At 41.9% G+C, this 22535-nt stretch carries 21 protein-coding genes and 1 riboswitch; of the genes, 7 read left to right on the top strand and 14 right to left on the bottom strand.

What is annotated here, in order from left to right:
* Position 1: 1 nt before the first annotated feature.
* Genes Xbud_RS02455 through Xbud_RS02445 form a run of 3 tightly spaced genes read left to right on the top strand, consistent with a single transcriptional unit; the run spans position 2 to position 4032 of the window.
* Positions 2-1738, top strand: coding sequence for an ATP-binding cassette domain-containing protein (locus Xbud_RS02455; RefSeq protein ID WP_099134563.1), 1737 nt, complete (start codon positions 2-4; stop codon positions 1736-1738).
* Positions 1735-2913: an ABC transporter permease gene (locus tag Xbud_RS02450; protein ID WP_099134562.1), complete on the top strand. Its 1179-nt coding sequence runs from the start codon at positions 1735-1737 to the stop codon at positions 2911-2913. The genes Xbud_RS02455 and Xbud_RS02450 overlap by 4 nt, the downstream gene beginning before the upstream one ends.
* A gap of 12 nt (positions 2914-2925) precedes the next feature.
* Positions 2926-4032: an ABC transporter permease gene (locus tag Xbud_RS02445; RefSeq protein ID WP_099134561.1), complete on the top strand. Its 1107-nt coding sequence runs from the start codon at positions 2926-2928 to the stop codon at positions 4030-4032.
* 264 nt (positions 4033-4296) lie between these two features.
* Here the strand turns inward: Xbud_RS02445 and Xbud_RS02440 are convergent, their stop codons facing one another.
* The 6 genes from Xbud_RS02440 to moaA form a co-directional block, all read right to left on the bottom strand.
* A complete protein-coding gene (locus Xbud_RS02440) occupies positions 4297-5235 on the bottom strand; it encodes a YopJ family acetyltransferase (protein WP_169923013.1) in 939 nt (312 codons plus the stop codon).
* Positions 5236-5517: 282 nt separating this feature from the next.
* Positions 5518-6228, bottom strand: a complete 711-nt coding sequence (locus tag Xbud_RS02435; RefSeq protein ID WP_099134559.1) for a Bax inhibitor-1/YccA family protein — start codon at positions 6226-6228, stop codon at positions 5518-5520.
* Positions 6229-6427: 199 nt separating this feature from the next.
* Positions 6428-6889 carry a molybdopterin synthase catalytic subunit MoaE gene (gene moaE, locus Xbud_RS02430; RefSeq protein WP_099134558.1) on the bottom strand — a complete coding sequence of 154 codons (462 nt, stop codon included), beginning with the start codon at positions 6887-6889 and terminating at the stop codon, positions 6428-6430.
* Between the two features lie 2 nt (positions 6890-6891).
* Positions 6892-7137 (bottom strand): molybdopterin synthase sulfur carrier subunit, encoded by a 246-nt coding sequence (gene moaD / locus Xbud_RS02425; protein ID WP_099134557.1) that lies wholly within the window; start codon positions 7135-7137, stop codon positions 6892-6894.
* Positions 7134-7613, bottom strand: coding sequence for a cyclic pyranopterin monophosphate synthase MoaC (moaC, locus tag Xbud_RS02420; RefSeq protein WP_099134556.1), 480 nt, complete (start codon positions 7611-7613; stop codon positions 7134-7136). The genes moaD and moaC overlap by 4 nt, the downstream gene beginning before the upstream one ends.
* Positions 7614-7645: 32 nt before the next feature.
* Positions 7646-8641, bottom strand: a complete 996-nt coding sequence (moaA, locus tag Xbud_RS02415; RefSeq protein WP_099134555.1) for a GTP 3',8-cyclase MoaA — start codon at positions 8639-8641, stop codon at positions 7646-7648.
* A riboswitch (molybdenum cofactor riboswitch) is annotated at positions 8631-8812 on the bottom strand. Its footprint overlaps the gene before it by 11 nt.
* Before the next feature lie 279 nt (positions 8813-9091).
* Here moaA and Xbud_RS02410 point away from each other — a divergent pair.
* The gene (locus Xbud_RS02410) at positions 9092-10000 is read left to right on the top strand and encodes a gluconeogenesis factor YvcK family protein (RefSeq protein WP_099134554.1); all 909 of its coding nucleotides are present in this window, start codon (positions 9092-9094) and stop codon (positions 9998-10000) included.
* A gap of 81 nt (positions 10001-10081) precedes the next feature.
* On the opposite strand, the gene uvrB is transcribed toward Xbud_RS02410, so the two are convergent.
* The 5 genes from uvrB to bioB all read right to left on the bottom strand — a co-directional run bounded on the left by uvrB (position 10082) and on the right by bioB (position 16431).
* On the bottom strand, positions 10082-12115 hold the full coding sequence (uvrB, locus tag Xbud_RS02405; protein ID WP_099134553.1) for an excinuclease ABC subunit UvrB: 2034 nt from the start codon (positions 12113-12115) through the stop codon (positions 10082-10084).
* A gap of 694 nt (positions 12116-12809) precedes the next feature.
* On the bottom strand, positions 12810-13493 hold the full coding sequence (bioD, locus tag Xbud_RS02395; RefSeq protein ID WP_099134551.1) for a dethiobiotin synthase: 684 nt from the start codon (positions 13491-13493) through the stop codon (positions 12810-12812).
* Positions 13483-14277: a malonyl-ACP O-methyltransferase BioC gene (gene bioC, locus Xbud_RS02390; RefSeq protein ID WP_211283481.1), complete on the bottom strand. Its 795-nt coding sequence runs from the start codon at positions 14275-14277 to the stop codon at positions 13483-13485. Before bioC ends, bioD begins: the two co-directional genes overlap by 11 nt.
* Positions 14240-15391, bottom strand: a complete 1152-nt coding sequence (gene bioF / locus Xbud_RS02385) for an 8-amino-7-oxononanoate synthase (RefSeq protein WP_099134549.1) — start codon at positions 15389-15391, stop codon at positions 14240-14242. The genes bioC and bioF overlap by 38 nt, the downstream gene beginning before the upstream one ends.
* Complete coding sequence (bioB, locus tag Xbud_RS02380; RefSeq protein WP_099134548.1) at positions 15391-16431, bottom strand: biotin synthase BioB; 1041 nt, start codon at positions 16429-16431, stop codon at positions 15391-15393. Before bioB ends, bioF begins: the two co-directional genes overlap by 1 nt.
* A gap of 96 nt (positions 16432-16527) precedes the next feature.
* On the opposite strand from bioB, the gene bioA reads away from it, so the two are divergent.
* Positions 16528-17808 carry an adenosylmethionine--8-amino-7-oxononanoate transaminase gene (bioA, locus tag Xbud_RS02375; protein ID WP_099134547.1) on the top strand — a complete coding sequence of 427 codons (1281 nt, stop codon included), beginning with the start codon at positions 16528-16530 and terminating at the stop codon, positions 17806-17808.
* 254 nt (positions 17809-18062) lie between these two features.
* Positions 18063-18635, top strand: a complete 573-nt coding sequence (locus Xbud_RS02370; RefSeq protein WP_099134546.1) for a hypothetical protein — start codon at positions 18063-18065, stop codon at positions 18633-18635.
* 73 nt (positions 18636-18708) lie between these two features.
* Here the strand turns inward: Xbud_RS02370 and pgl are convergent, their stop codons facing one another.
* Entirely contained in the window at positions 18709-19695 is a 987-nt protein-coding gene (gene pgl / locus Xbud_RS02365; RefSeq protein WP_099134545.1) for a 6-phosphogluconolactonase, read from the bottom strand.
* Between the two features lie 148 nt (positions 19696-19843).
* Here pgl and Xbud_RS02360 point away from each other — a divergent pair, with 148 nt between their 5' ends.
* Entirely contained in the window at positions 19844-20659 is an 816-nt protein-coding gene (locus tag Xbud_RS02360) for a pyridoxal phosphatase (RefSeq protein ID WP_099134544.1), read from the top strand.
* A 109-nt stretch (positions 20660-20768) separates the two neighbouring features.
* On the opposite strand, the gene modC is transcribed toward Xbud_RS02360, so the two are convergent.
* Complete coding sequence (gene modC, locus Xbud_RS02355) at positions 20769-21833, bottom strand: molybdenum ABC transporter ATP-binding protein ModC (RefSeq protein ID WP_169923012.1); 1065 nt, start codon at positions 21831-21833, stop codon at positions 20769-20771.
* The gene (gene modB / locus Xbud_RS02350; protein ID WP_099134542.1) at positions 21827-22519 is read right to left on the bottom strand and encodes a molybdate ABC transporter permease subunit; all 693 of its coding nucleotides are present in this window, start codon (positions 22517-22519) and stop codon (positions 21827-21829) included. Before modB ends, modC begins: the two co-directional genes overlap by 7 nt.
* Positions 22520-22535 lie beyond the last annotated feature (16 nt).

Below are 22535 nucleotides of genomic sequence, written 5' to 3'. Positions count from 1 at the left end.
TATGACCAGTTCAGCATATACGATAAAACTGAACGGTGTGGAGAAAACTTTTTCAGGGTTAGAAAAACCCGCTGTATCCCATCTGAATGCAGAAATCTTCGGGGGTTCTGTCACAGGACTTGTCGGCCCGGATGGTGCAGGAAAAACCACACTGATAAGAATGTTAGCAGGGTTATTGAAACCTGATAATGGCAATATTGAAATCATGGGGCTTGATCCCATTAAGGACAGTGTTGAAGTACGTTCTGAACTTGGTTATATGCCGCAAAAGTTCGGTCTATATGAAGATTTAACCGTATTAGAAAATCTCAATTTGTATGCTGATCTACGTGGTGTACTCGGAGAAGAACGAAAAGCCATCTTCCAAAAGTTACTGACCTTCACTGACTTAACACATTTTACTGGCAGGCTGGCAGGTAAACTCTCCGGCGGAATGAAACAAAAGTTGGGGCTTGCCTGTACATTGGTCGGCAGCCCAAAGGTATTATTGCTTGATGAGCCCGGTGTCGGCGTAGATCCCATTGCCCGGCGGGAATTATGGCAGATGGTGCATGAACTCGCTTCCGATGGAATGTTGATTTTATGGAGCACCTCTTATTTAGATGAGGCTGAGTTATGCCCTGATGTTTTGTTATTGAATCAGGGGGAATTACTCTATCGCGGCCAACCACAGAAATTAACCCAAAGTATTGTCGGACGCTCTTTTCTGCTTGATATCAAACCAGACTCCCGCCGAAAAACGCTGCAACACGCACTCACCTTGCCACAAGTGACTGATGGAGTGATCCAGGGCAGATATCTCCGCTTAATTTTAAAAGCTGATGCAGATAAAGATGAGTTACTTCAGCAAATAGGTTTACCCGATGTAGAGATTCTGGATGCCGAGCCACGTTTTGAAGATGCCTTTATCGACCTCTTAGGTGGTGGTCCTTCCCACCGCTCAGAGCTGGCAGAAATCATGCCTCAAATCCCACCGAATCCGACAGAAATCGTAATAGAAGCCCGTAACCTGACGAAAAAATTCGGGGATTTTGCTGCAACAGATCATGTGAATTTTCAGGTGAAACGTGGGGAGATTTTCGGCTTACTGGGGCCAAACGGAGCCGGAAAATCGACGACATTCAAAATGATGTGCGGATTAATGCTCCCTACTCACGGCAATGCGCTGGTACTGAATATGGATTTAAAAACCAGTTCAGGTAAAGCTCGCCAGCGTCTTGGTTATATGGCACAAAAATTTTCACTCTATGGTGACTTAACAGTAGAACAAAACCTGAAATTCTTTTCCGGTGTTTATGGCTTGAGTGGCCGCCATCAACAGAAAAAAATGACAGATATGATCAGTGCTTTTAGTCTGAGACCAATTCTGCACCAAACTACCGACAGTCTGCCACTCGGCTTTAAACAGCGCCTCGCCCTCGCCTGCGCTCTGATGCATGAACCGGATATTCTGTTTTTGGATGAACCAACTTCGGGTGTTGATCCATTGACTCGTCGTGAATTCTGGCTACATATCAACGGTATGGTGGATAAAGGTGTGACTGTGATGGTAACGACACATTTCATGGATGAAGCAGAGTATTGTGACCGTATCGGGTTAGTTTTTCGGGGAAAATTAATTGCAGCAGGTACGCCCGATGAGCTGAAGCAGCAAATATCGACCACTGACCGCTCTAACCCTTCAATGGAAGATGTTTTTATCGATCTCGTGGTGAATTATGATAAGGAGCCGCAATGAGTGGCATTGAACAGAATCATCCTGCCCCTACTCCCTCTACTCAAAAAGCCGTCAGTTTTTCATGGCGGCGATTAAAAGCACTTTGTATTAAAGAGAGCAAACAGATTATCCGCGATCCCAGCAGTACCTTAATTGCTGTGGTTATTCCACTCATATTGCTGTTTATTTTTGGTTATGGAATTAACCTTGATTCCAGCAAACTTCGCCTCGGAATTTTGATGGAGCAACAAAGCGAAGATGCCCGCGAGTTGGTGCACGCATTTATAGGGTCGCCTTATATTGATGCTACAATCAGCAATGATCGTCAACTTTTAATCAATAAAATACAGGCGAATGAGATCCGCGGCATTATTGTTATTCCAGTTAATTTCGATGCCCGACTTGCCCGTGTTGGCGATCATGCTCCGATTCAGGTAATCACAGATGGTAGTGAACCGAATACAGCCAATTTTGTGCAAAGCTACGCTAAAGGTATCTGGCAAATCTGGTTACAGCAACAAGGGCAAGATCGTGGGAGCTCAACGACGCCATTGATTGAGATGCAAATTCGCTATTGGTTTAATCCTGCCACTATCAGCCAACATTTCCTAATTCCCGGTGCTGTTTCAATTATCATGACAGTCGTTGGCGCAATCCTTACTTCTCTGGTTGTCGCTCGTGAATGGGAACGAGGTACAATGGAAGCCCTTTTATCCACCCAGGTTACCCGAACCGAATTGTTGCTTTCTAAGTTATTGCCTTATCAGATTCTGGGCTCTTTCGTTATGGTGCTTTGCATGGTATTTGCCGTATTTATTATGGATATTCCTTATCATGGTTCCCTTTGGATACTCGCTTTGATTTCCAGTCTGTATCTTGCTACAGCTTTGGGAATGGGATTATTAATTTCAACGGTAACACGCAATCAGTTTAATGCTGCGATGATTTCCCTGAATACCGCCTTTTTGCCAGCGGTTATGCTATCCGGCTTTGTGTTCGAAATTAACAGCATGCCGGCTTTGATTCAGGTATTCACTTATATCGTTCCTGCCCGTTATTTTGTCAGCAGCTTACAAACGTTATTTTTAGCAGGTAATGTCGTCACCGTTTTAATCACAAACTTGCTGTTTCTGATTGCCAGTGCCATCGTGTTTATCGGCCTGACTGCATGGAAAACCCGCCGGCATCTGGATTAAAAAGGAAAGAATATGTTTCATCGTCTATATACACTCGTCATGAAAGAATTGCAGTCTCTCCTGAGAGATCCTAAAACACGAGCCACTCTGATCTTACCTGTACTCTTCCAGATGAGCCTGTTTCCGTGGGCTGCTACGCTGGAAGTAAAAAACGCTACCATTGCGATTTATGACGAAGATAAAGGACGGGCTTCCATTGAACTAACCCAGCGGCTGGCTAAATCGAAAGCCTTTCCTGATGTTATTATGTTGAACAGTTCACAGGAAATTCGGCCAACATTGGATAACCGTGACGCCCTGCTACTGGTTCGTTTCCCACAAAATTTTAGTGCCCATCTCGCCAGCCATATCCCTACTTCAATTCAAGTTCTGTTGGATGGACGTAATTCAAACAGCGCACAAATTGCCGCTAATTACCTTCAACAAATTGTAATGGATTACCAGAAAGAACTACTGGGTAATGCACCGAGTCTCAATAACAGTGAGTTGATCATTCGTAACTGGTATAACACCAATCTGGATTATAAATGGTTTGTTGTTCCATCTCTGGTTGCCATGATAACAACCATTGGCGTTTTGATCGTTACTGCCCTTTCCGTTGCCCGTGAAAGAGAACAGGGAACATTGGATCAATTATTGGTTTCCCCGCTGACTACTTGGCAGATTTTTATTGGCAAAGCCATTCCGGCGTTAGTCGTAGCAACGATTCAGGCAAGTATCGTTTTGTTGATTGGAACATTGTGTTACCAGATCCCTTTTTCCGGTTCATTGCTATTATTTTATGGTTGTATTCTGGTTTATGGATTATCGCTGGTTGGATTTGGCCTCCTTATCTCCGCCATCTGTTCAACTCAACAGCAGGCTTTTATCGGTGTATTTGTGTTTATAATGCCAGCTATTTTACTCTCTGGTTATATCTCTCCCGTCGAGAATATGCCAGCCTGGCTGCAAAACATAACGTGGATAAACCCAATCCGGCATTTTACAGATATAACCAAGCAGATTTATTTAAAAGGTGCTGACTTTTCGGTTATCTGGCATAGTTTATGGCCGTTATTGTTGATTATTGTCACTACAAATGGAATTGCTTACCGATTATTTCGGAGTAAGATTGCGTAATGTTTTAGTTTACGATACTTAAATAAATCCAAACAGGATAATTTATAAATAGAATTTTATTATATAAAATATTTTCCTCTATTTAACCCATTCAACTTTCTGGCTGATGTATTACAAGACTATATTATGACATAAATAAATATTATTTATGTCATAAGTTACTTTTATACTGTTGTAATAACAAATGACCATATAAGTGAATTAACTATTTTTTTCATTTAAATGAATTAACGCATATCTTATTCTATAGAGTGACACTAATTATTATTTTTTATAAATACCTAATAACTTTTCAATATCTCTTTTTCTCTTTAGAAAAATTGAATTGTTATAAGTAATCCCTCTCCTAATAACATTAGATTCAATGAATTCGTTTTTACCAGGAATATTAAGTTTAACAGGTATACTTTCACTAGTGAGTGTACGTTCATGCCTTCGAAGTAAGGTCTCATTCAACTTATTCACTTTATAGGTATTCTTATTAAGGTTACCAAATATCCCTCTATCCAGCTCTGTTGAAAGATATTCCTTTACTCTCCTTGTTGACTGACAATGCTTCATTAATGAAGGAAGTAAGTATTTATCTGTATCCGATTGTTTAACAACAGATTTAAGTGTTTCCTCAACTTCAAAATCGTCATTTAGATTCTTTTCATGTAATGACAATAGTTTTTCTCGTTCTTTAAAAAGCATTTTTGCTAGAGCTAAGCTATATATCATACATTCTGTGCCACTGTTCTGCTGTCTAGTGGATAATATATGTAAAGAAACTTTATTATGTACATTATTAAAGTTAAGCTTTTCACAACGTTTCGCCATTTCCAAAGGGAAATCAGATAATCTTGAATTTCCAGACTCTATACCTAAAATAGATATACCTCTATTTTTAAAATGATAACAATCAAAAACTACAGCATGTGATAAAAAAAATACTCTATCATTGACAAACACAATAAATCTTGCAGAGTTCTCTTTATTATCTATCATATTTTCAATGTAAACAGGGAATTGAGAAACATCATTAACTACTTTTATATTTACTCCTTTATTTTCTTTATTAATCCTATCAACCATGTATAAGATATGGGATTTATCATGTAATTCTAAAATATCACTCTGGCTTATTTGCTCCCTTTTTTCTAATGATTTATTTATTTTAGATAAATATTCTGAAATTTCAGTTTTACCATAAGAATTTAACATATCTATACTCCTAATAAAACATGAAGTGAATTCTATAATGAAATTCATTTTTAGATATCAAAATACTACGTTTGATATCTTATAGGTATATTTATACTTATCGCTTCTCAAGTTGCAGCTTTGTTGACCATATTTTGAGGTATATAAGATAACTATTTGTATGTCAATTCTTCTATAAAAATAAGCCTCATTATTTTAAATAATGAGGCTTAGGGGCTTATTCACAATATGACTCTGTATCAAACAGGGTCTTTTTCATCAAAAATCGCAAGCCGTCAGCAATTAACGGCGATCACCCAGAATGCGCAGCAGCATCAGGAACAGGTTGATGAAATCCAGATACAGCGTTAGTGCACCAGTGATGGAGTATCTGCGCAGGTTCTCTTTATCGTTGACATCCAGCTCAGCACCCATTTCTTTCAGTTTCTGGGTATCGTAAGCAGTCAGGCCGGCAAAGATCAGAACCCCAATATAGGTAATTGCCCACATCAGAGCCGGGCTTTTCAGCCAGATATTGACCAAAGAAGCCAGTACAATACCGATTAGCCCCATAAACAGGAAACTGCCTAAACCGCTCAGGCTACGCTTCGTGGTATAACCATAAACACTCAGCGCACCAAACATCGCTGCCGAAATAACAAAAGTACTGGCAATAGAGCTACTGGTGTAAACCACAAAAATACTGGATAACGTCAGCCCGGTTAGCATGGAATAGAGCATAAACAGCCCTGTCGCCAGAGCACCACTCATTTTATGCACCAGACCAGACAGCACAAACACCAATGCAAGTTGCGCAATGATCAAACCATAAAATACGATAGAGTTACTGAAAATGGCATATAAAATTTCCGGCGTATTTGCCACATACCATGCAACAAATGCTGTTAATAACAAACCACAAGTCATCCAACCGTAGACTTGTGCCATATAAGTTTGTATACCTGAACCAGCTTGCTGGACAATCGAACCACTAGGACGTTGATATCGGTCCATGACGATTACCTTTTATGACAATGTTTAAGGGTATAGACTGTTAAAAATAAACAATCTATTTCAAATACTATACACTAGCATAGAACATGAACAAAACCATCTGCCAATTAATGACAATTTTAGTGATATATTATTTCTTTACCCAGTTTTAGAGATAGTTCGCAAAATACTCCGCTAATATATTTTTTCTGATTTTATATCATTGAGTTAACCAGCGACTAGCAGCTTCCCGATCGCTTTCCTTTGTTTCCACCCAACGTTCTCCATCATTAAGGAATTCTTTTTTCCAAAAAGGAGCCTGGGTCTTCAAGTAATCCATCAGAAATTCAGCCGCAGCAAAAGCCATGCTGCGATGGGCGCTTGTTACGCCGACAAATACAATTTCATCCCCCGGATATAACTTTCCAATACGATGAATAATGTTGATACGTTGTAATGGCCAACGCTGGCGAGCTTCATCAGCAATCTTCTGCAACATGTTTTCCGTCATGCCCGGATAGTGTTCCAGTGTTAACGCTCGGACATTATCGCCAAGATTGTGGTTACGTACCTTGCCTGTAAAGGTCACAACCGCACCATCTTCATCACACTGTGCCAGCCATTGGTATTCTGCACCAACATTAAATACCTCTTTCTGGATACAAATCCGTGTATTTTCCATACTTACCCTCCTGTAACAGGCGAAAAAAACGCCACTTCATCACCATCACACAGAGGATGTTCAGCATGGACAAAGGATTGATTCACAGCCACCAGCAATTTGCCTTCTTCCAACGCCAATTTCCAGCGTTTACCTTTTTCAAGTAGTGCCTGACGAAGATGGGCTACCGTTGGATATTCACTGGGCACTTCAAGATAATCGGTTCCCACCAACTCACGGACTTGAGCGAAAAACAGAACTTTTATCATTTTTCCACCTTAAAATTTCCCGATTTTCCACCACTTTTTTCCAGCAAACGTACAGGCCCGATAACCATATCTTTTTGTACTGCCTTGCACATGTCGTAAATTGTCAGTGCTGCTACGGAAACGGCTGTCAAGGCTTCCATTTCCACCCCGGTTTTGCCTGCCAAACGACAACAGGATTCAATTCTGACGCGGTTATGTTCTGTTTGTGCCTCTAATTGAACCTCAACTTTACTGAGTAACAAAGGATGACACAAAGGAATTAATTCCCAAGTCCGCTTCGCGGCCTGAATGCCTGCAATGCGGGCCGTTGCAAAAACATCCCCTTTGTGATGATCGCCGGCAATAATCATAGCCAGCGTTTCGGCCTGCATTTCAACAAAGGTTTCCGCTCTGGCCTCACGCACAGTTTCTGCTTTGGCAGAAATATCCACCATATGAGCTTCACCCGCAGTATTGATATGAGTTAATTGGGACATTCTTGCTCCTGAAAATAAATTAAGCCGTTAAATTAACCGCCAATAAAAGAAAGATTAGGGGTAATGCCACTATTTCCCTGGTGTAGAAAATGCGTTTCACGTTTATGACGCAACCCGCCCTGAATACGTAATTTCAAATCATTAAGTGATGTGTCATCGGATAATAAATCACGCAACGGTATCCCCTGTTCACCAAACAAGCACAGGTGAAGATTGCCAATGGCTGAAACACGCAGGCGATTACAACTTTGGCAGAAGTCTTTTTCATACGGCATGATCAAACCGATTTCTCCCTGATAGTCTGTATGCCTGAACACCTGAGCCGGCCCGTCACTACGTGCTCGCTGCTGCTGCTGCCAACCTTGTTGGAGTAAATGACGACGGATCACATCGCCGGAAAGATGATGACGCTGGAAAGTTGCACTACCTTCTCCGGTTTCCATCAATTCGATAAAGCGCAATTGAATTGAACGATGCTTTATCCAATCAAGAAAAGCTGGCAGGCTGGTATCATTGATATTCTTCATCAACACCGAATTAACTTTTACTGTGCTGAATCCTGCTTCAAAGGCCGCATCAATGCCACGCATAATCTGAAAAAACTTATCCTGCCCGGTAATAGCGTAAAATTGGCGGGGATCGAGACTATCCACACTCACATTGATTGCTGTAAGGCCAGCTTCTTTCCAGCGAGCAACATCACGCTCCATACGGTAGCCATTAGTCGTGACAGCAATTTTTTTAATCTGCGGATTTTCATGCACCGTCGCAATAATATCGCAAAAATCACGGCGCATAGTGGGTTCTCCTCCGGTCAGACGGATCTTTTCTGTGCCAAGCTCGGCAAATGCACGGCTGACACGACGGATCTCCGGCAGGGCCAGAAATGATTTGTGTTCCTTGGAGAGAGAGCTGTTGGGTTGATAGCCGTTGGGCAGACAATAGGTGCAACGAAAGTTACAGACATCAGTAACCGATAGCCTCAAGTAGTAAAACTTGCGGGAAAATATATCTATAAGTTGTTCCACTATAACACCTTCCAATCATGGGGGATGCAGGCATTTCTGCCTTGCACCCTGGTGACTCAAGAGCCACGGCCAAAGCATCATATCAATGTGGTATCCTTTGATAGAACTAATTAGTAGTAAAAAATTACACAGCAAAGACTTAGATGCAGAGGCTAGGGGTTAATTTCAAACTTAGTTATCATGTAAACTATTGTGTGAATAACCAAGTCTTAGTGTGGATTCTAACGCTTAAATCAATAAAAAGCTAACTTCTACATCGATATATATATTTATATACAACGAGTTACGAAATATCATCAGCATCAACCTGTTGTCGTCTATTCATTCTATTTGAGTAGAAAAATAACTGATAAAAATCGCATAAAATCATGACAATTGCTCAAAACGTCATACTTTATGATAGATTACATAAAATTTATTCAATGGCATTTATTCAGTAACAGGAACCCTATGCGAAACCGAACATTAGCCGATTTGGATCGTGTTGTTACCCTCGGAGGTGGTCACGGACTCGGACGCGTCATGTCTTCCCTCTCATCTCTCAGTACCCGCCTGACTGGTATTGTCACTACAACAGATAATGGTGGCTCAACCGGAAGAATAAGACGTTCCGAAGGTGGTATCGCTTGGGGAGATACCCGCAATTGCCTTAATCAGTTGATTACGGAACCCACTATTGCTTCAGCCATGTTTGAGTATCGATTTGGTGGTAATGGCGAGCTAGCCGGACATAATCTGGGTAATTTGATGTTGAAAGCTTTGGATCATTTAAGTGTCCGACCTCTTGAGGCGATTAATCTGATCCGCAATCTACTGAAAGTGAATGCTCATCTGATCCCTATGTCTGAACAATCTGTTGATTTAATGGCCGTAGATGATCAGGGAAATACGGTATATGGCGAAGTAAATATCGACCAACTGAATTGTGTCCCGCGAGAATTAATGCTTTACCCCCATGTCAACGGCACTAAAGAAGCGCTGGAAGCAATTGAACAGGCGGATTTGATTCTAATCGGCCCCGGTAGTTTTTTCACCAGCTTAATGCCGGTATTACTGTTAGAAGATTTAACTCAATCCTTGCGTCGCAGTAATGCCAATATGATTTATATCGGTAATTTAGGGAAAGAACTCAGTCATGCTGCCGCTGATCTCTCATTGAAAGATAAACTCGATATGATAGAGAATACGATTGGTCGCAAGATGATTAATGCAATCATTGTTGGCCCATGCACAGATACCAGCAATTTGAATGACAGGATTATCACACAACAAGTTTTGGAAGCTCAGGATATTCCTTATCGTCATGATCGCGAATTATTACGGCAAGCGATAGAAGATACGCTGCAAAAATTGGGATAATTCATTCATTAGTGGCTTATATCAACAGATTACACAGCTAAATTACCGATGGAGAGTGATTATTTCACTCTCCATTTCAATTTAAGAATTGACAATAAACTGTGTTCTTAATGCCTGAACCTGATCACGCACGTTAGCCGCTTGCTCAAATTCAAGATCCCGAGCATATTGGTACATCTTTTCTTCCAACTCACGGATTTTACTCTCCAATTCTTTCATTGATAGTTTCTGGTAATTATCCATCCCCAAATCTGCTTTACCTTTGCCTTTGGTCTTAGTTCTCCCTTTACCATTAACAGGTTGGCCAAATTGCAGAATATCGCCGATTTTTTTATTTAGCCCTTTTGGTGTAATACCGTGCTTTTCATTAAACGCCTGTTGTTTAGCACGACGACGTTCTGTTTCACTAATTGCTTTCGCCATGGAATCAGTAATTTTATCACCGTACAGAATCGCTTTACCATGCAGGTTACGCGCTGCACGCCCAATCGTCTGGATCAAAGAACGTTCTGACCGAAGGAAACCTTCTTTATCAGCATCTAAGATTGCAACTAAAGAGACTTCCGGCATATCCAAACCTTCACGTAACAAGTTGATCCCAACCAGTACATCAAATTCTCCCAGGCGTAAATCACGGATGATTTCCACCCGCTCAACGGTATCAATATCAGAATGAAGATAACGCACCCGCTCGCCATGCTCTTCCAGATATTCTGTCAAATCCTCCGCCATACGCTTGGTCAGAGTGGTTACCAGTACACGTTCATTTTTTACTGCACAGGCACGGATTTCAGACAATAAGTCATCAACCTGAGTCGCAACTGGACGAACTTCAACCTCTGGGTCGATAAGGCCCGTTGGACGCACCACCTGTTCAACCACTTCATTGCCGGATTTCTCCAGTTCATAGCGGCTGGGTGTTGCCGATACATAAATGGTTTGTGGTGCCAGTGCTTCGAATTCTTCAAAGCGCATTGGACGGTTATCTAACGCTGATGGCAATCGGAAGCCATATTCCACCAACGTCTCCTTACGGGAACGATCTCCCCGATACATGCCACCCAATTGTGGGATAGTGACGTGGGATTCATCCACGATCAATAAACCATCCGCTGGCAGGTAGTCGAATAAAGTCGGAGGCGGTTCTCCCGGAGCACGGCCGGACAGATAGCGGGAGTAGTTTTCAATCCCGGAGCAATAACCCAGTTCATTCATCATTTCCAGATCAAATTGTGTTCTCTGAGTTATACGCTGTTCCTCCAACAGTTTATCTGAAGCCAGAAGAACTTTACGTCTCTCATCCAGCTCAACTTTAATATATTCTATCGCCTGAAGGATACGCTCACGTGGTGTTACATAGTGAGTTTTGGGATAAACAGTATAGCGGGGAACATTATATTGCACCTGCCCTGTCAGTGGATCAAACAAAGAAAGCCGTTCCACTTCATCGTCAAACAATTCAACACGCAACGCATGTTCATCTGATTCAGCAGGGAAAATATCAATTACTTCACCACGTACACGGAAAGTTCCTCGCTGAAATGCCTGATCATTACGCGTATATTGCAGCTCTGCCAGACGACGCAGAATAGAGCGCTGGTCTATCAACATCCCGTTAGTCAGGTGCAGCATCATTTTCAGATAACTATCGGGATCACCCAAACCATAAATTGCGGAAACAGAAGCAACCACAACAACATCCCTTCGCTCCAACAAGGCTTTTGTTGCAGACAAACGCATCTGTTCAATATGTTCGTTCACAGACGCATCTTTTTCGATAAAAGTATCAGAGCTGGGCACATAAGCTTCTGGTTGATAATAGTCATAGTAAGAAACGAAATACTCTATTGCATTCTCAGGGAAGAACTCCTTCATTTCACTATAGAGCTGAGCCGCCAACGTTTTATTCGGAGCCAAAATCATCGTTGGTCGATTCATGTTTGCAATAACATTAGCTATCGTGAACGTTTTGCCTGATCCCGTAACCCCCAATAATGTCTGATGGGCAAGACCATCCTCCAGCCCATCCTGTAATTTCCGGATAGCTTCTGGCTGATCTCCGCCAGGCTCGAAATCAGAACGTAACTTGAATACCTTGCTCGTTTCTTTACTCATCTTCCACCCGATATCATTTCATGCCTATACACTCATCTTTCAAGTTACAGCTTGGCTGACTGCACGTTGAAATTCATAGCGTATATATGCTAGCCAAAACACTCTTATAATACTGGATAAAAAACCAGCTTCAAGTAGATTAGCAAAATAATATTATCTCTAATTCAAAAGTTATATCTGATAGACGTTAACCAAGGGCAGAAACAACCATAAGGTGCATTAACATTAGTTGAGATTACTTTTATCCCCAGATAGCCATTTTGCTTTTTTCTATTTTCATTTTAGCTACTGAAATGATAAAGCAGGGAATAGTAAAGAGGCATCGAAAAGGATTGATTTTATATAACCAACTAATTTTAAATAAAAAAAACCAAAAGGAGAGAATAACAGCAAATCTTGCGCAAGCCGCGTATCATCTTGTGTCAGACTACTTTTCTAAACCTAATACACAAGGTTATCCACAGGAATAGTGGATAACTCAACAAATCCTATTAGGTATGGGAGGTTGCAGAGTTATCCTCTTCTGTGGATTTCTTCAATAATGAAATGTTTTCATACTATTTTGAAATAGTTTTACGCTATTTTTTGTTCAAAAATAGCGCAATAATTGTTAAAATGAAGCATATTTTATGCCAACACCTCAATTTGAACCCATTTATTCAGGGGTCTACTTTAACTAATGGAGAATAAATAATTAGTTAACCAATAAATCAATATTTATATATTCTCCAATATTATTTTTTTTATCTGAGTCACTTAAATGGGGTATAACACCAAGTAACGGCGCAGAAATCATCCGTTTTAATGTTGCTAAATACTCATCCTGACGCTTGCCAGCAGGTTCAATTTCATTAGCAATCCAACCCACTAATTCCAAACCTGCATCTCGAATAACTTTTGCTGTTAAGACTGCATGGTTAATACAGCCCAATTTGATCCCTACTGTCAAGATCACAGGCAGTTTTTCCTGAACCACCCAATCTGCAAAAGTGGTATTTTCAGATAACGGCGTATACCAACCACCAGCCCCTTCAACTAACACCCAATTCGCTTTTGCCGCCAATTTTTCCAGACCTTGTGACATCACAGTAAACTCGATCGGCTGATTGAGTTCAGCACTGACAATATGGGGAGAAGTAGGTTCAACAAATACTAATGGATTAACTTCCTGATAAGACAGAGATACTGAACTGTTATACTGCAAAACCAAAGCATCGCCATTACGTAACCCTTCCGAAGTCACTTCACTGCCTGATGCCACTGGTTTATAACCCGCAGTTTGATAGCCTTTTTTATTCGCCGCTTGTAATAAGGCGCAACTGACAACCGTTTTACCCACTTCGGTATCAGTCCCAGTAAGAAAGTATTTATTTGTCACAGTAAATGACTCCGAAAGCAATTTGATAGCTTAATGGATAATTCCCATTATTTCTCGGATACACTTCTGAAAGAGCATTCAGGCGTTTTCTCGTCATCAAGCCCTGTTGACGGCCACGATGAAGGTGTGTAGCTCCGATACCTTTCAAGGAATTCAATAAAGGCAGCAACTGTGGAAAATACTGACTATATTGCTTGTGTATGAATTGATGCCGATACGGTTGACACGCATCAGCAATTGCCTGCAAGGACAGAAATTGATTGATGTGTCGATAAGAATCAATGCGCTCCCATGCTGCTTCCAGTTCACACAGTGAACCCTGTGCAAGAGTGGAGAATAAAATAAAACCTCCGGGACGGGTTACGCGATGGAATTCCTGCAATGCACATGGCAGATCATTACACCACTGTACAGCCAAGTTACTGAAACAGATATCCACACTACTATCTGCCAGCCCTAAATGCTCAATATCGCCTTGCAGATAATAGTCAGCAACTTGCTGACTTTGAGCATGGTTTAACATGCCGGCAGCCAGATCCAATGCAATAACCTGTTTACCCCATTGTTTCCAGCGTTCACTAAAAAAACCTGTGCCACAACCGGCATCCAATACCCGCATACCAGTATCTTCTGCCCGTGCCAATTCCATCAGGTATTCCCCGGTTTGTTGTTGCAGCTTCGCAGCAGTGTCATAGTAAGAGGCAGCCCGGCCAAAAGCCCCCGCAATCGCCTGTTTATCAACATATTTAACAGCCAGATCCACGCAATGCCTCCAGTAATACATCAATATTTTGTCGGGTATGATTTGCTGTCAGTGTGACACGCAAGCGGGCACTATCCGGTGGTACTGTCGGTGGAAGAATCGCTTTCACCCATACTTTTTGTTGCATAAGCAAGTGGGATAAGGCGATACAACGTTCATTATCACCAATGATCACAGGTTGAATAGCAATTTCAGAATCCATCAGGGAAAAAGGTAAGTTTTGCGCCTTACGGCGAAAATAACGGATATTATTTTGCAGACGATAGCGTAATTCGTCTCCAGCCCGGATTTGCCGCACAGCTTCAGAAAGAGCTACAGCCTGAGCAGGCGGCATAGACGTGCTGTAAATCAAGTGTCGGGAATATTGAATCAGGTACTCTGCGGTCTTTTCATCACACAACACAGCCGCACCACTCAAACCAAATGCTTTACCAAATGTGACGATTAAAAGCTCTGGTTTCACATCCTGTAACCAACAACTGCCCCGTCCTTCATCCCCACGAATACCGATACCGTGAGCATCATCAACCATTAACCAACTGCCCGTAGATTGTGCTTGTTGTGCAATCACATCAAGTGGTGCGCTATCTCCATCCATACTGAAAATGCCCTCAGTGACCACTAATGTTTTACCTGCACACTCTTTTGCCAGATGCTGTTTCAGAGAATCAGGATTATTGTGCAGAAAGCGCCGCAGTTGAGCTGGAGATTGCATAGCTGCTTCCATCAATGAAGCATGGCTCAGGCGATCAGCAATGATACGATCCTCTTTTTCCATCAATGCGGCTATCACTCCTTGATTAGCGGCATAGCCAGAAATGAACAGTAAAGCCCGGGAATAACCAAGCCACTCTGCCAGTTGTTGCTCCAACATATAGTGAGCTGCGGTATAACCTGTAACATGCCCCGAACCACCGCTGCCTACACCATACTGCTCCGCCCCTTGTTGCCAGGCGGCAATAATTTGCGGATGTTGGCTCAATCCGAGGTAGTCGTTACTGGAAAAGTTCAGGTACTGACCATCAGAAGTGTCTAAGAGTTGCCCATCTGAACCCAAATGGACCTGCCTGCTACGCCATAAAGATGTGCCCCGGCGTTCAGCCAAACGCCGGGAGATAGAATCTGACCAATTCATCATATTGCCGCATTATAGAATTGTTCATTATCAGTATTGTTTATAAGTGCTTCTGTCAGGTATTGCTGCTGCTGATTGTCACCGAATGCTGTTTTTGTCTGTTGAGGATTGATGCCCAATCTGCGGAACAGTTGCAGGTCTTTGTCTTCCTCAGGATTCGGGGTCGTCAGCAATTTACAACCATAAAAAATAGAGTTGGCTCCGGCCATAAAACACATAGCCTGAGTCTGTTCATTCATCTGTTCACGCCCTGCGGATAAGCGGACATGAGATTTCGGCATCATGATCCGAGCCACCGCAATGGTGCGGATAAAGTCAAATGGATCGACGTCTTCGTTACTTTCCAACGGTGTTCCTTTCACTTTTACCAGCATGTTGATTGGCACACTTTCAGGCGGTTTCGGCAGGTTTGCCAGTTGTACCAACAATGCTGCCCGGTCACGAATTTCCTCCCCCAAACCCACAATACCTCCAGAGCACACCTTAATGCCTACATCCCTGACATTTTCCAGTGTATCCAGCCTGTCCTGATAACTGCGTGTGGTAATGATATTGCCGTAAAATTCCGGTGAGGTGTCCAGATTATGGTTATAGTAGTCCAGACCCGCCTCTGCCAGACGCTGTGCCTGAGATTGGTTCAACATTCCCAGTGTCATACAGGTTTCCATGCCCAATGCCTTAACTTCTTCAACCATCTTCTCCAGATAAGGCATATCCCGTTCGTGTGGGTTTTTCCATGCTGCCCCCATACAAAAACGGGTTGAACCCGCACTTTTTGCTTTGCGTGCAGATTCAATGACTTTTTCCACTTCCATCAGGCGTTCTTTTTCCAGACCAGTTTTATAACGGGAACTTTGTGGACAATACTTACAGTCTTCTGGACAGGCTCCAGTTTTTATTGAAAGAAGTGTACTGACCTGTACTTGCTGTGGATCAAAATGTTCGCGGTGTATCTGCTGTGCCTGAAACAATAATTCAAAAAAAGGTTTATCAAACAGCACCTGCGCCTGTTTGATGGTCCATTGTTGACGCTCACTCACAGTAATTTCTCCAGTGTGAAAAAACGTTGTCAGTTTAAATAACGCCGCTATCATGTCAACTAAAATAGACCACAAAAGGTTTACAATAAATTTGTCATGAATCTTTCAGATATTGAATTCGACCTGCGCCATATCTGGCATCCGTATACATCAATGAGCAATCCCCTGCCGACTTATCCTGTTGTTTCAGCCAGTGGCGTTGAACTGGTATTGTCAGATGGTCGTAAGTTAATTGATGGTATGTCTTCATGGTGGGCCGCTATCCACGGCTACAATCATTCTATGCTTAATGAAGCGGCAATGTCGCAAATTGACAAGATGTCTCATGTCATGTTTGGCGGTATTATCCATCCACCTGCTATTGAGCTGTGTAAACAGCTAGTAGCAATGACCCCTGCACCATTAGAGTGTGTTTTTCTGGCCGATTCTGGATCTGTTGCCGTGGAAGTTGCCATGAAAATGGCGCTGCAATATTGGCAAGCCAAAGGGAAAAAACAGAAAAAAAGACGCCAGAAATTTCTGACACTACGTCATGGTTATCATGGCGACACTTTCGGCGCAATGTCGGTCTGCGATCCTGATAATTCAATGCATAGCCTTTATAAAGGCTATCTCCCCAATCATCTGTTTGCGGATGCCCCTCAATCCCGTTTTGATGGTGAATGGCAACCAGAAGATATCGCTTCTTTCCGGCAATTAATGCAACAGCATCATGATGAAATCGCCGCTGTTATTCTGGAACCGATTGTTCAGGGAGCAGGTGGAATGCGAATTTATCACCCTGAGTATTTGCGTCAGGTTCGTCAGCTTTGTCATGAATACCAAATTTTGCTGATTGCGGATGAAATCGCTACTGGATTTGGCCGCACAGGCAAGTTATTTGCCTGTGAACATGCTGATATCGAACCAGATATTTTATGCTTAGGTAAGGCACTGACAGGTGGTTATATGACGTTATCCGCAACGTTAACAACCCGCCATGTAGCAGAAATCATCAGCCAGAGTGAGGCTGGCTGTTTTATGCATGGCCCAACTTTTATGGGCAATCCACTGGCTTGTGCCGTTGCCAGCGCCAGTCTGAAACTACTGACTGGAAGCCAGTGGCAACAGCGTATTCAATCAATTGAATCCCAGTTAAAAAGAGAGTTGCTATCTCTGAAATCACATAAAACTGTTAAAGATGTGCGGGTATTAGGTGCAATTGGCGTTGTAGAAATGAAACAGCCTGTTGATATGGCCTCTCTACAGCATCATTTCGTACAACAGGGGGTTTGGATAAGACCATTTGGACGCTTAATTTATTTAATGCCTCCTTATATTATTCAGCCTGGACAGTTGTCGAAACTGACAAATGCTATTACTGATGCAATAATTTAACAATTAAGGTCAGCATTAATAATGATGCTGGCTTTATTTCTTCCTCAAAATTTAATTCTCTCTTCTATTTTTCTACTTACTTATTTATCGATTTATGTCATTAAACTCGCCATATAATTACCCTGTTTAACCTCGAAAATCAGTCATTGATAAATATTAGTAACTAATTGGCTATATTCTTCATCATTTAAAAATAAATTTTCTGATATATTGCGTACACTGTCATATTTATTCTAACTAGAGAGGGATATATCATGAATCAAGAAAATTTAGTTGTACCTTCTAAAGAAGAGCTGGAAGCTATATTTACACAGTCTAACGACATGTATGAGCAAGAACAATCACATTATGAGGCAATAGCAAAAGAGAAACCTGAGCTGGCTCATTTATTTGGGAAAAACCCTGGGGCAAATGCATTACCTCATCCAGGCTTAAATATAACAGAATATGTCAGTGGATATTTTAATATTAACACATACCTCCAGTATGGAAGTTATCCGTTTATTCAAGTATCATCTTATCCTGTTTTAATTGGAACTGCTCCGAATACAAGAAGGAGTGCTAATTTCAATGGGTATATTTATGGTGGATATAATATGCCACAATTGAATTTTAACCATCTCTATCTTGGCGGTGTGATACACCATACCAATACAATTATAAACACTCCACTTAATTTCCAACTTTTCATTTACCCTCAAAAAATCTATCTGCGTTTATTTAAAGGACATGTTTATTTGGGAGATTTAATTTCTGTATATCAACATCATATACTGGTTACATATCCTATTGTTTTCTCAGGGGTTGGCACCTTTAACCTTGCCTAAAAGACAACGGATATCAGTATAATTCTTCAGAAGAAGAATCAAATGCCGCGCTAAAAATTTGCGCGGCTTCTAATTACAATGCCAATACTGTTACCCACATAGGGCTTTTACCAACCGGATAACGTGCCAGTTGGGTCAGTTTTCCGGTGTATTTATCAATGCTGGATACTGAAATATGATCGGATTTCTGCCCTGAAGAGATTAAAAAGTTACCACTGTAATCTATGGCAAAACCACGAGGCTGACTTTCTGTCAGGGAATGTCCTGCTAATGTCAGATGATAGCCATCTTCTGAAACACGGAAGTGACTAATCACACTTTCAGAACGCTCACTAGTATAGAGATGGCGGCCATCCGGCGTGATATGAATATCCGCAGACCAACGGACACTAGAAAAATCAGCAGGCAATGAATCAACAGATTGTACTATGCGGTACTTTTCCCATTTACGCAGCACATTCACGGTTGAATCGAGTTCATTTATACAATAAATTGCCTCTTTTTCTGGATGAAAAGCCATATGGCGTGGACCTGCACCCGCTTCTGTTGTGATTTCGTCAGCACGGCTTTCTGCCAGATATCCCTGCTCATTCAAATCAAAAATACGAATATGATCTTCTTTCAAACATGGAACCAATAACTGGCGATTCTCCCGATCAATATTGGCCGAATGTGGCGCTTTCAACCCTTCTACAATTTGGGTCGGCGCATTAACCACACCATTTTTGTCAATAGGGTGAATACTTAAATTATTGAAGCTATAGGAAACAGAAAATAAAAAACGCCCTGCTTTGTCCGTTGAAATATGGGTCGGGCTACCCGGTAATGGGGCAATGGCTTGCTGCTGCAATCGCCCATCAGAACCAATTTTATAAGTGACGATGTTGAATTGAGGTCGTATCCCTACATATAAGTGTTTACCATCAGGATTAACCACCATCGGTTGTACTTCACCCGGTACATTTACCGTTTGGAGTAACGAAAGTTCTCCAACAATATTCAGAGACCAGACATGAATCTGACGACTATTCGGACTGGCTGTATAAACCACTTGTTTCATTTTCTCTCCTTAAAGCTCCATCACTATTTTATTGATCTGTAATGATTCTTGGAAAAATTTGTTTGTTAAACCAGGTGTATATCGGTTTAACTGTTTTTAATTAACATATAATATTTGATTAAATCATCAACAACCTAGAGGCTAACTCATGTCATACCGCGTTATCGCGCTGGATCTGGATGGAACATTACTTGATCCACAAAAAAATATTCTGCCAGAGTCAATAACAGCCCTAAATGAAGCTTGCCAGGCGGGTATTAAAGTCTTGATTGTCACTGGGCGTCATCATGTTGCCATTCACCCTTTCTATCAAGCACTCCAACTCGATACTCCGGCTATTTGCTGTAACGGGGCTTATTCATACGATTACCACGCTAAAAAGGTTCTGGCTGCCAATCCTCTCTCTATTCAAGAAGCCTCTCAAGCACTTTCTTATTTGCAAGATACGGAAGTTGAGCATCTGATGTACGTTGATGATGCTATTTTATATGAATTTCCACACACAGTTACCCGTACCCTTGCGTGGTCAAATTCTCTGCCTGAACACCAACGCCCTATTCTCCAGCACATCAAGAATTTTCAGGAAGCTCTGCACAATGTGAATTTCATCTGGAAGTTAGCCACCAGCTCCCCCGATTTAGAGAAACTGCGTGAGGTCAGCGAGCAGATTGAGAAAAATGTGGGCCTGGAATGTGAATGGTCATGGTTTGACCAAATCGATATCACTAAAAAAGGCAATAGCAAAGGAATGCGTTTACAACAATGGGTAGAGTCACAAGGGATGAGCATGAAAGATGTCATTGCCTTTGGCGATAACTTTAATGATCTCAGTATGCTGGAAACCGCAGGCTTGGGTGTTGCTATGGGAAATGCTGTTGATGATGTCAAAACACGGGCAGATCTTGTCACGAAGAACAATACTCAGCCCGGTATTGCGGAAGTAATTCGAAAATATGTGCTTTAGTTTTTCACTTAATTAGCCGGATTCAAGGGGAAGTGAAAAACAGTTTTACTCCCCGTACCACCGACTCTGTTCTTTTTTCTCAGTAATTTTCTTTCGTGAATAGTTGTTTTTACAAGTGACGATTCAGTGAAATACTCTTTATCTGAGCATATAACCATTGCCCTGTGCGTAAGTTAAGCTCTTCCCGCGCCCATAGTGTGATCCTTGCCCATAGAAATTGATCGCTTAACGACAATTTGACATCAACCTGACCAGCCTCTTCAAAGATCTCGATGACCTTCACCAGTAAGGTATTACGGATACTGCTGCCTCTTGGTGGTTCTAATATTAAAGAGACATCCGATGCATCAATTCGGATATGCAAATCAGTTCCTGCAACTGTATCAATTTTCGGCAGCCAAAGGGCTTTATCTCCCACCGCTACCGCCGTCATCTGATGACGTTGGTGGTGATCCATCACAGTCACAGGTAATATGCTGCTAAGACTCTCTTTTTGTAACCACGGACGCAGTATGCTGTTTGACCATACTTCTTCCAGTGAACCTGTGGCTCTGATTTTTCCCTTATCCATAACAACAACGTTATCTGCTAAACGGATAACTTCATCCAAACTATGACTGACATACAGGATTGGGATCTTGACGTCGTAAGACAATTTTTCCAGATAAGGCAACAATTCACGTTTACGCGGCAGATCCAGTGAAGCCATTGGTTCATCCATCAACAGTAATTCAGGCCCGGTCAGTAATGCACGCCCAATTGCAACTCGCTGTTTTTCACCTCCTGATAAAGTCATCGGGAAGCGGGACAGTAAATGTTCAAGACCGAGTAAATCTACAATTTTATCAAATTGCAGTTGCATATCGGGTGACATGCCATATTGCAAATTCCCTTTGACCCGATAATGAGGAAAAAGACGGGCATCCTGAAACACATATCCAATTCGGCGCTTTTCTGGTGGCAGAAGAATTTTTTGTTCTGTATCAACCAAGATACGTTCATTCAAGGCAATTCTGCCTTTTTGCGGTCGGGTTAAACCAGCGATGACATTGATTAACGAAGTTTTACCTGCCCCTGAAAGCCCAAATATGGCAGTAATGCTTTCTGTTGGCAAAGTGGTATCAATCTGCATATGCAGATCACCCAAACGCTGTTTAAAACTTAGCTCTAACATGCCGCCCCCAACCGCTTTCTTCCCCAACGAGTTAACCACTCAGAGATCAACAATGAAACCAAGGCGAGTACTACAGCAATGACACATAAACGAGCGGCTGCCGTTTCTGCACCAGGCATTTCAATCAATGTGTACATAGCCAGAGGGATGGTGCGTGTTTCTCCGGGGATATTCGATACAAAAGTGATTGTTGCACCAAATTCCCCCAGTGAACGGGCAAACGCCAGCACAGAGCCAACAATTATTCCCGGTAATGAAAGCGGTAAAGTAATGGTAAAAAAGACTTTAAGTGAACTTGCTCCTAATGTGCGTGCGGCCTGCTCCAGACGAAGGTCTATGGCCTCCAATGCCAACCGGATAGCCCTGACCATTAGCGGAAAAGATACAACTGCCGAAGCCAGCGCCGCTCCTGTCCAGTTAAACGCAAAGCTAATGCCAAACCAATTATAAAGAAATTCCCCAAGCACACCTCGACGTCCCATGCTGATTAACAACAGATAACCAACAACAACCGGAGGTAATACCAGCGGCAGATGGATAAGGCTATCAAGCAGAGACTTTCCAAAAAACTGACAGCGCGCCAAAACCCATGCCATCAAGATCCCTAATGGCAAACTGAATAACACCGCAATACCTGAGACTTTCAGGCTCAGTAAAATTGCCTGCCATTCATATTCACTTAACATCTCCAAAAGAATAGTT

The sequence above is a fragment of the Xenorhabdus budapestensis genome (genome assembly GCF_002632465.1).
Lineage (GTDB): Bacteria > Pseudomonadota > Gammaproteobacteria > Enterobacterales > Enterobacteriaceae > Xenorhabdus > Xenorhabdus budapestensis.
Note: the sequence above shows the minus strand (reverse complement) of the source record. Positions and strands in the feature narration are given on the sequence as shown.

Coding starts and splice junctions, on each gene's coding strand:
- Xbud_RS02450 (WP_099134562.1), top strand. CDS start 1,735: ATGAGTGGCATTGAACAGAATCATCCTGCCCCTACTCCCTCTACTCAA.
- uvrB (WP_099134553.1), bottom strand. CDS start 12,115: ATGAGTAAAGAAACGAGCAAGGTATTCAAGTTACGTTCTGATTTCGAG.
- moaC (WP_099134556.1), bottom strand. CDS start 7,613: ATGTCCCAATTAACTCATATCAATACTGCGGGTGAAGCTCATATGGTG.
- Xbud_RS02435 (WP_099134559.1), bottom strand. CDS start 6,228: ATGGACCGATATCAACGTCCTAGTGGTTCGATTGTCCAGCAAGCTGGT.
- moaE (WP_099134558.1), bottom strand. CDS start 6,889: ATGGAAAATACACGGATTTGTATCCAGAAAGAGGTATTTAATGTTGGT.
- Xbud_RS02370 (WP_099134546.1), top strand. CDS start 18,063: ATGAATCAAGAAAATTTAGTTGTACCTTCTAAAGAAGAGCTGGAAGCT.
- Xbud_RS02360 (WP_099134544.1), top strand. CDS start 19,844: ATGTCATACCGCGTTATCGCGCTGGATCTGGATGGAACATTACTTGAT.
- bioC (WP_211283481.1), bottom strand. CDS start 14,277: ATGTATTACTGGAGGCATTGCGTGGATCTGGCTGTTAAATATGTTGAT.
- bioA (WP_099134547.1), top strand. CDS start 16,528: ATGAATCTTTCAGATATTGAATTCGACCTGCGCCATATCTGGCATCCG.
- bioF (WP_099134549.1), bottom strand. CDS start 15,391: ATGAATTGGTCAGATTCTATCTCCCGGCGTTTGGCTGAACGCCGGGGC.
- Xbud_RS02455 (WP_099134563.1), top strand. CDS start 2: ATGACCAGTTCAGCATATACGATAAAACTGAACGGTGTGGAGAAAACT.
- modB (WP_099134542.1), bottom strand. CDS start 22,519: ATGTTAAGTGAATATGAATGGCAGGCAATTTTACTGAGCCTGAAAGTC.
- Xbud_RS02440 (WP_169923013.1), bottom strand. CDS start 5,235: ATGTTAAATTCTTATGGTAAAACTGAAATTTCAGAATATTTATCTAAA.
- Xbud_RS02445 (WP_099134561.1), top strand. CDS start 2,926: ATGTTTCATCGTCTATATACACTCGTCATGAAAGAATTGCAGTCTCTC.
- moaD (WP_099134557.1), bottom strand. CDS start 7,137: ATGATAAAAGTTCTGTTTTTCGCTCAAGTCCGTGAGTTGGTGGGAACC.
- modC (WP_169923012.1), bottom strand. CDS start 21,833: ATGTTAGAGCTAAGTTTTAAACAGCGTTTGGGTGATCTGCATATGCAG.
- pgl (WP_099134545.1), bottom strand. CDS start 19,695: ATGAAACAAGTGGTTTATACAGCCAGTCCGAATAGTCGTCAGATTCAT.
- Xbud_RS02410 (WP_099134554.1), top strand. CDS start 9,092: ATGCGAAACCGAACATTAGCCGATTTGGATCGTGTTGTTACCCTCGGA.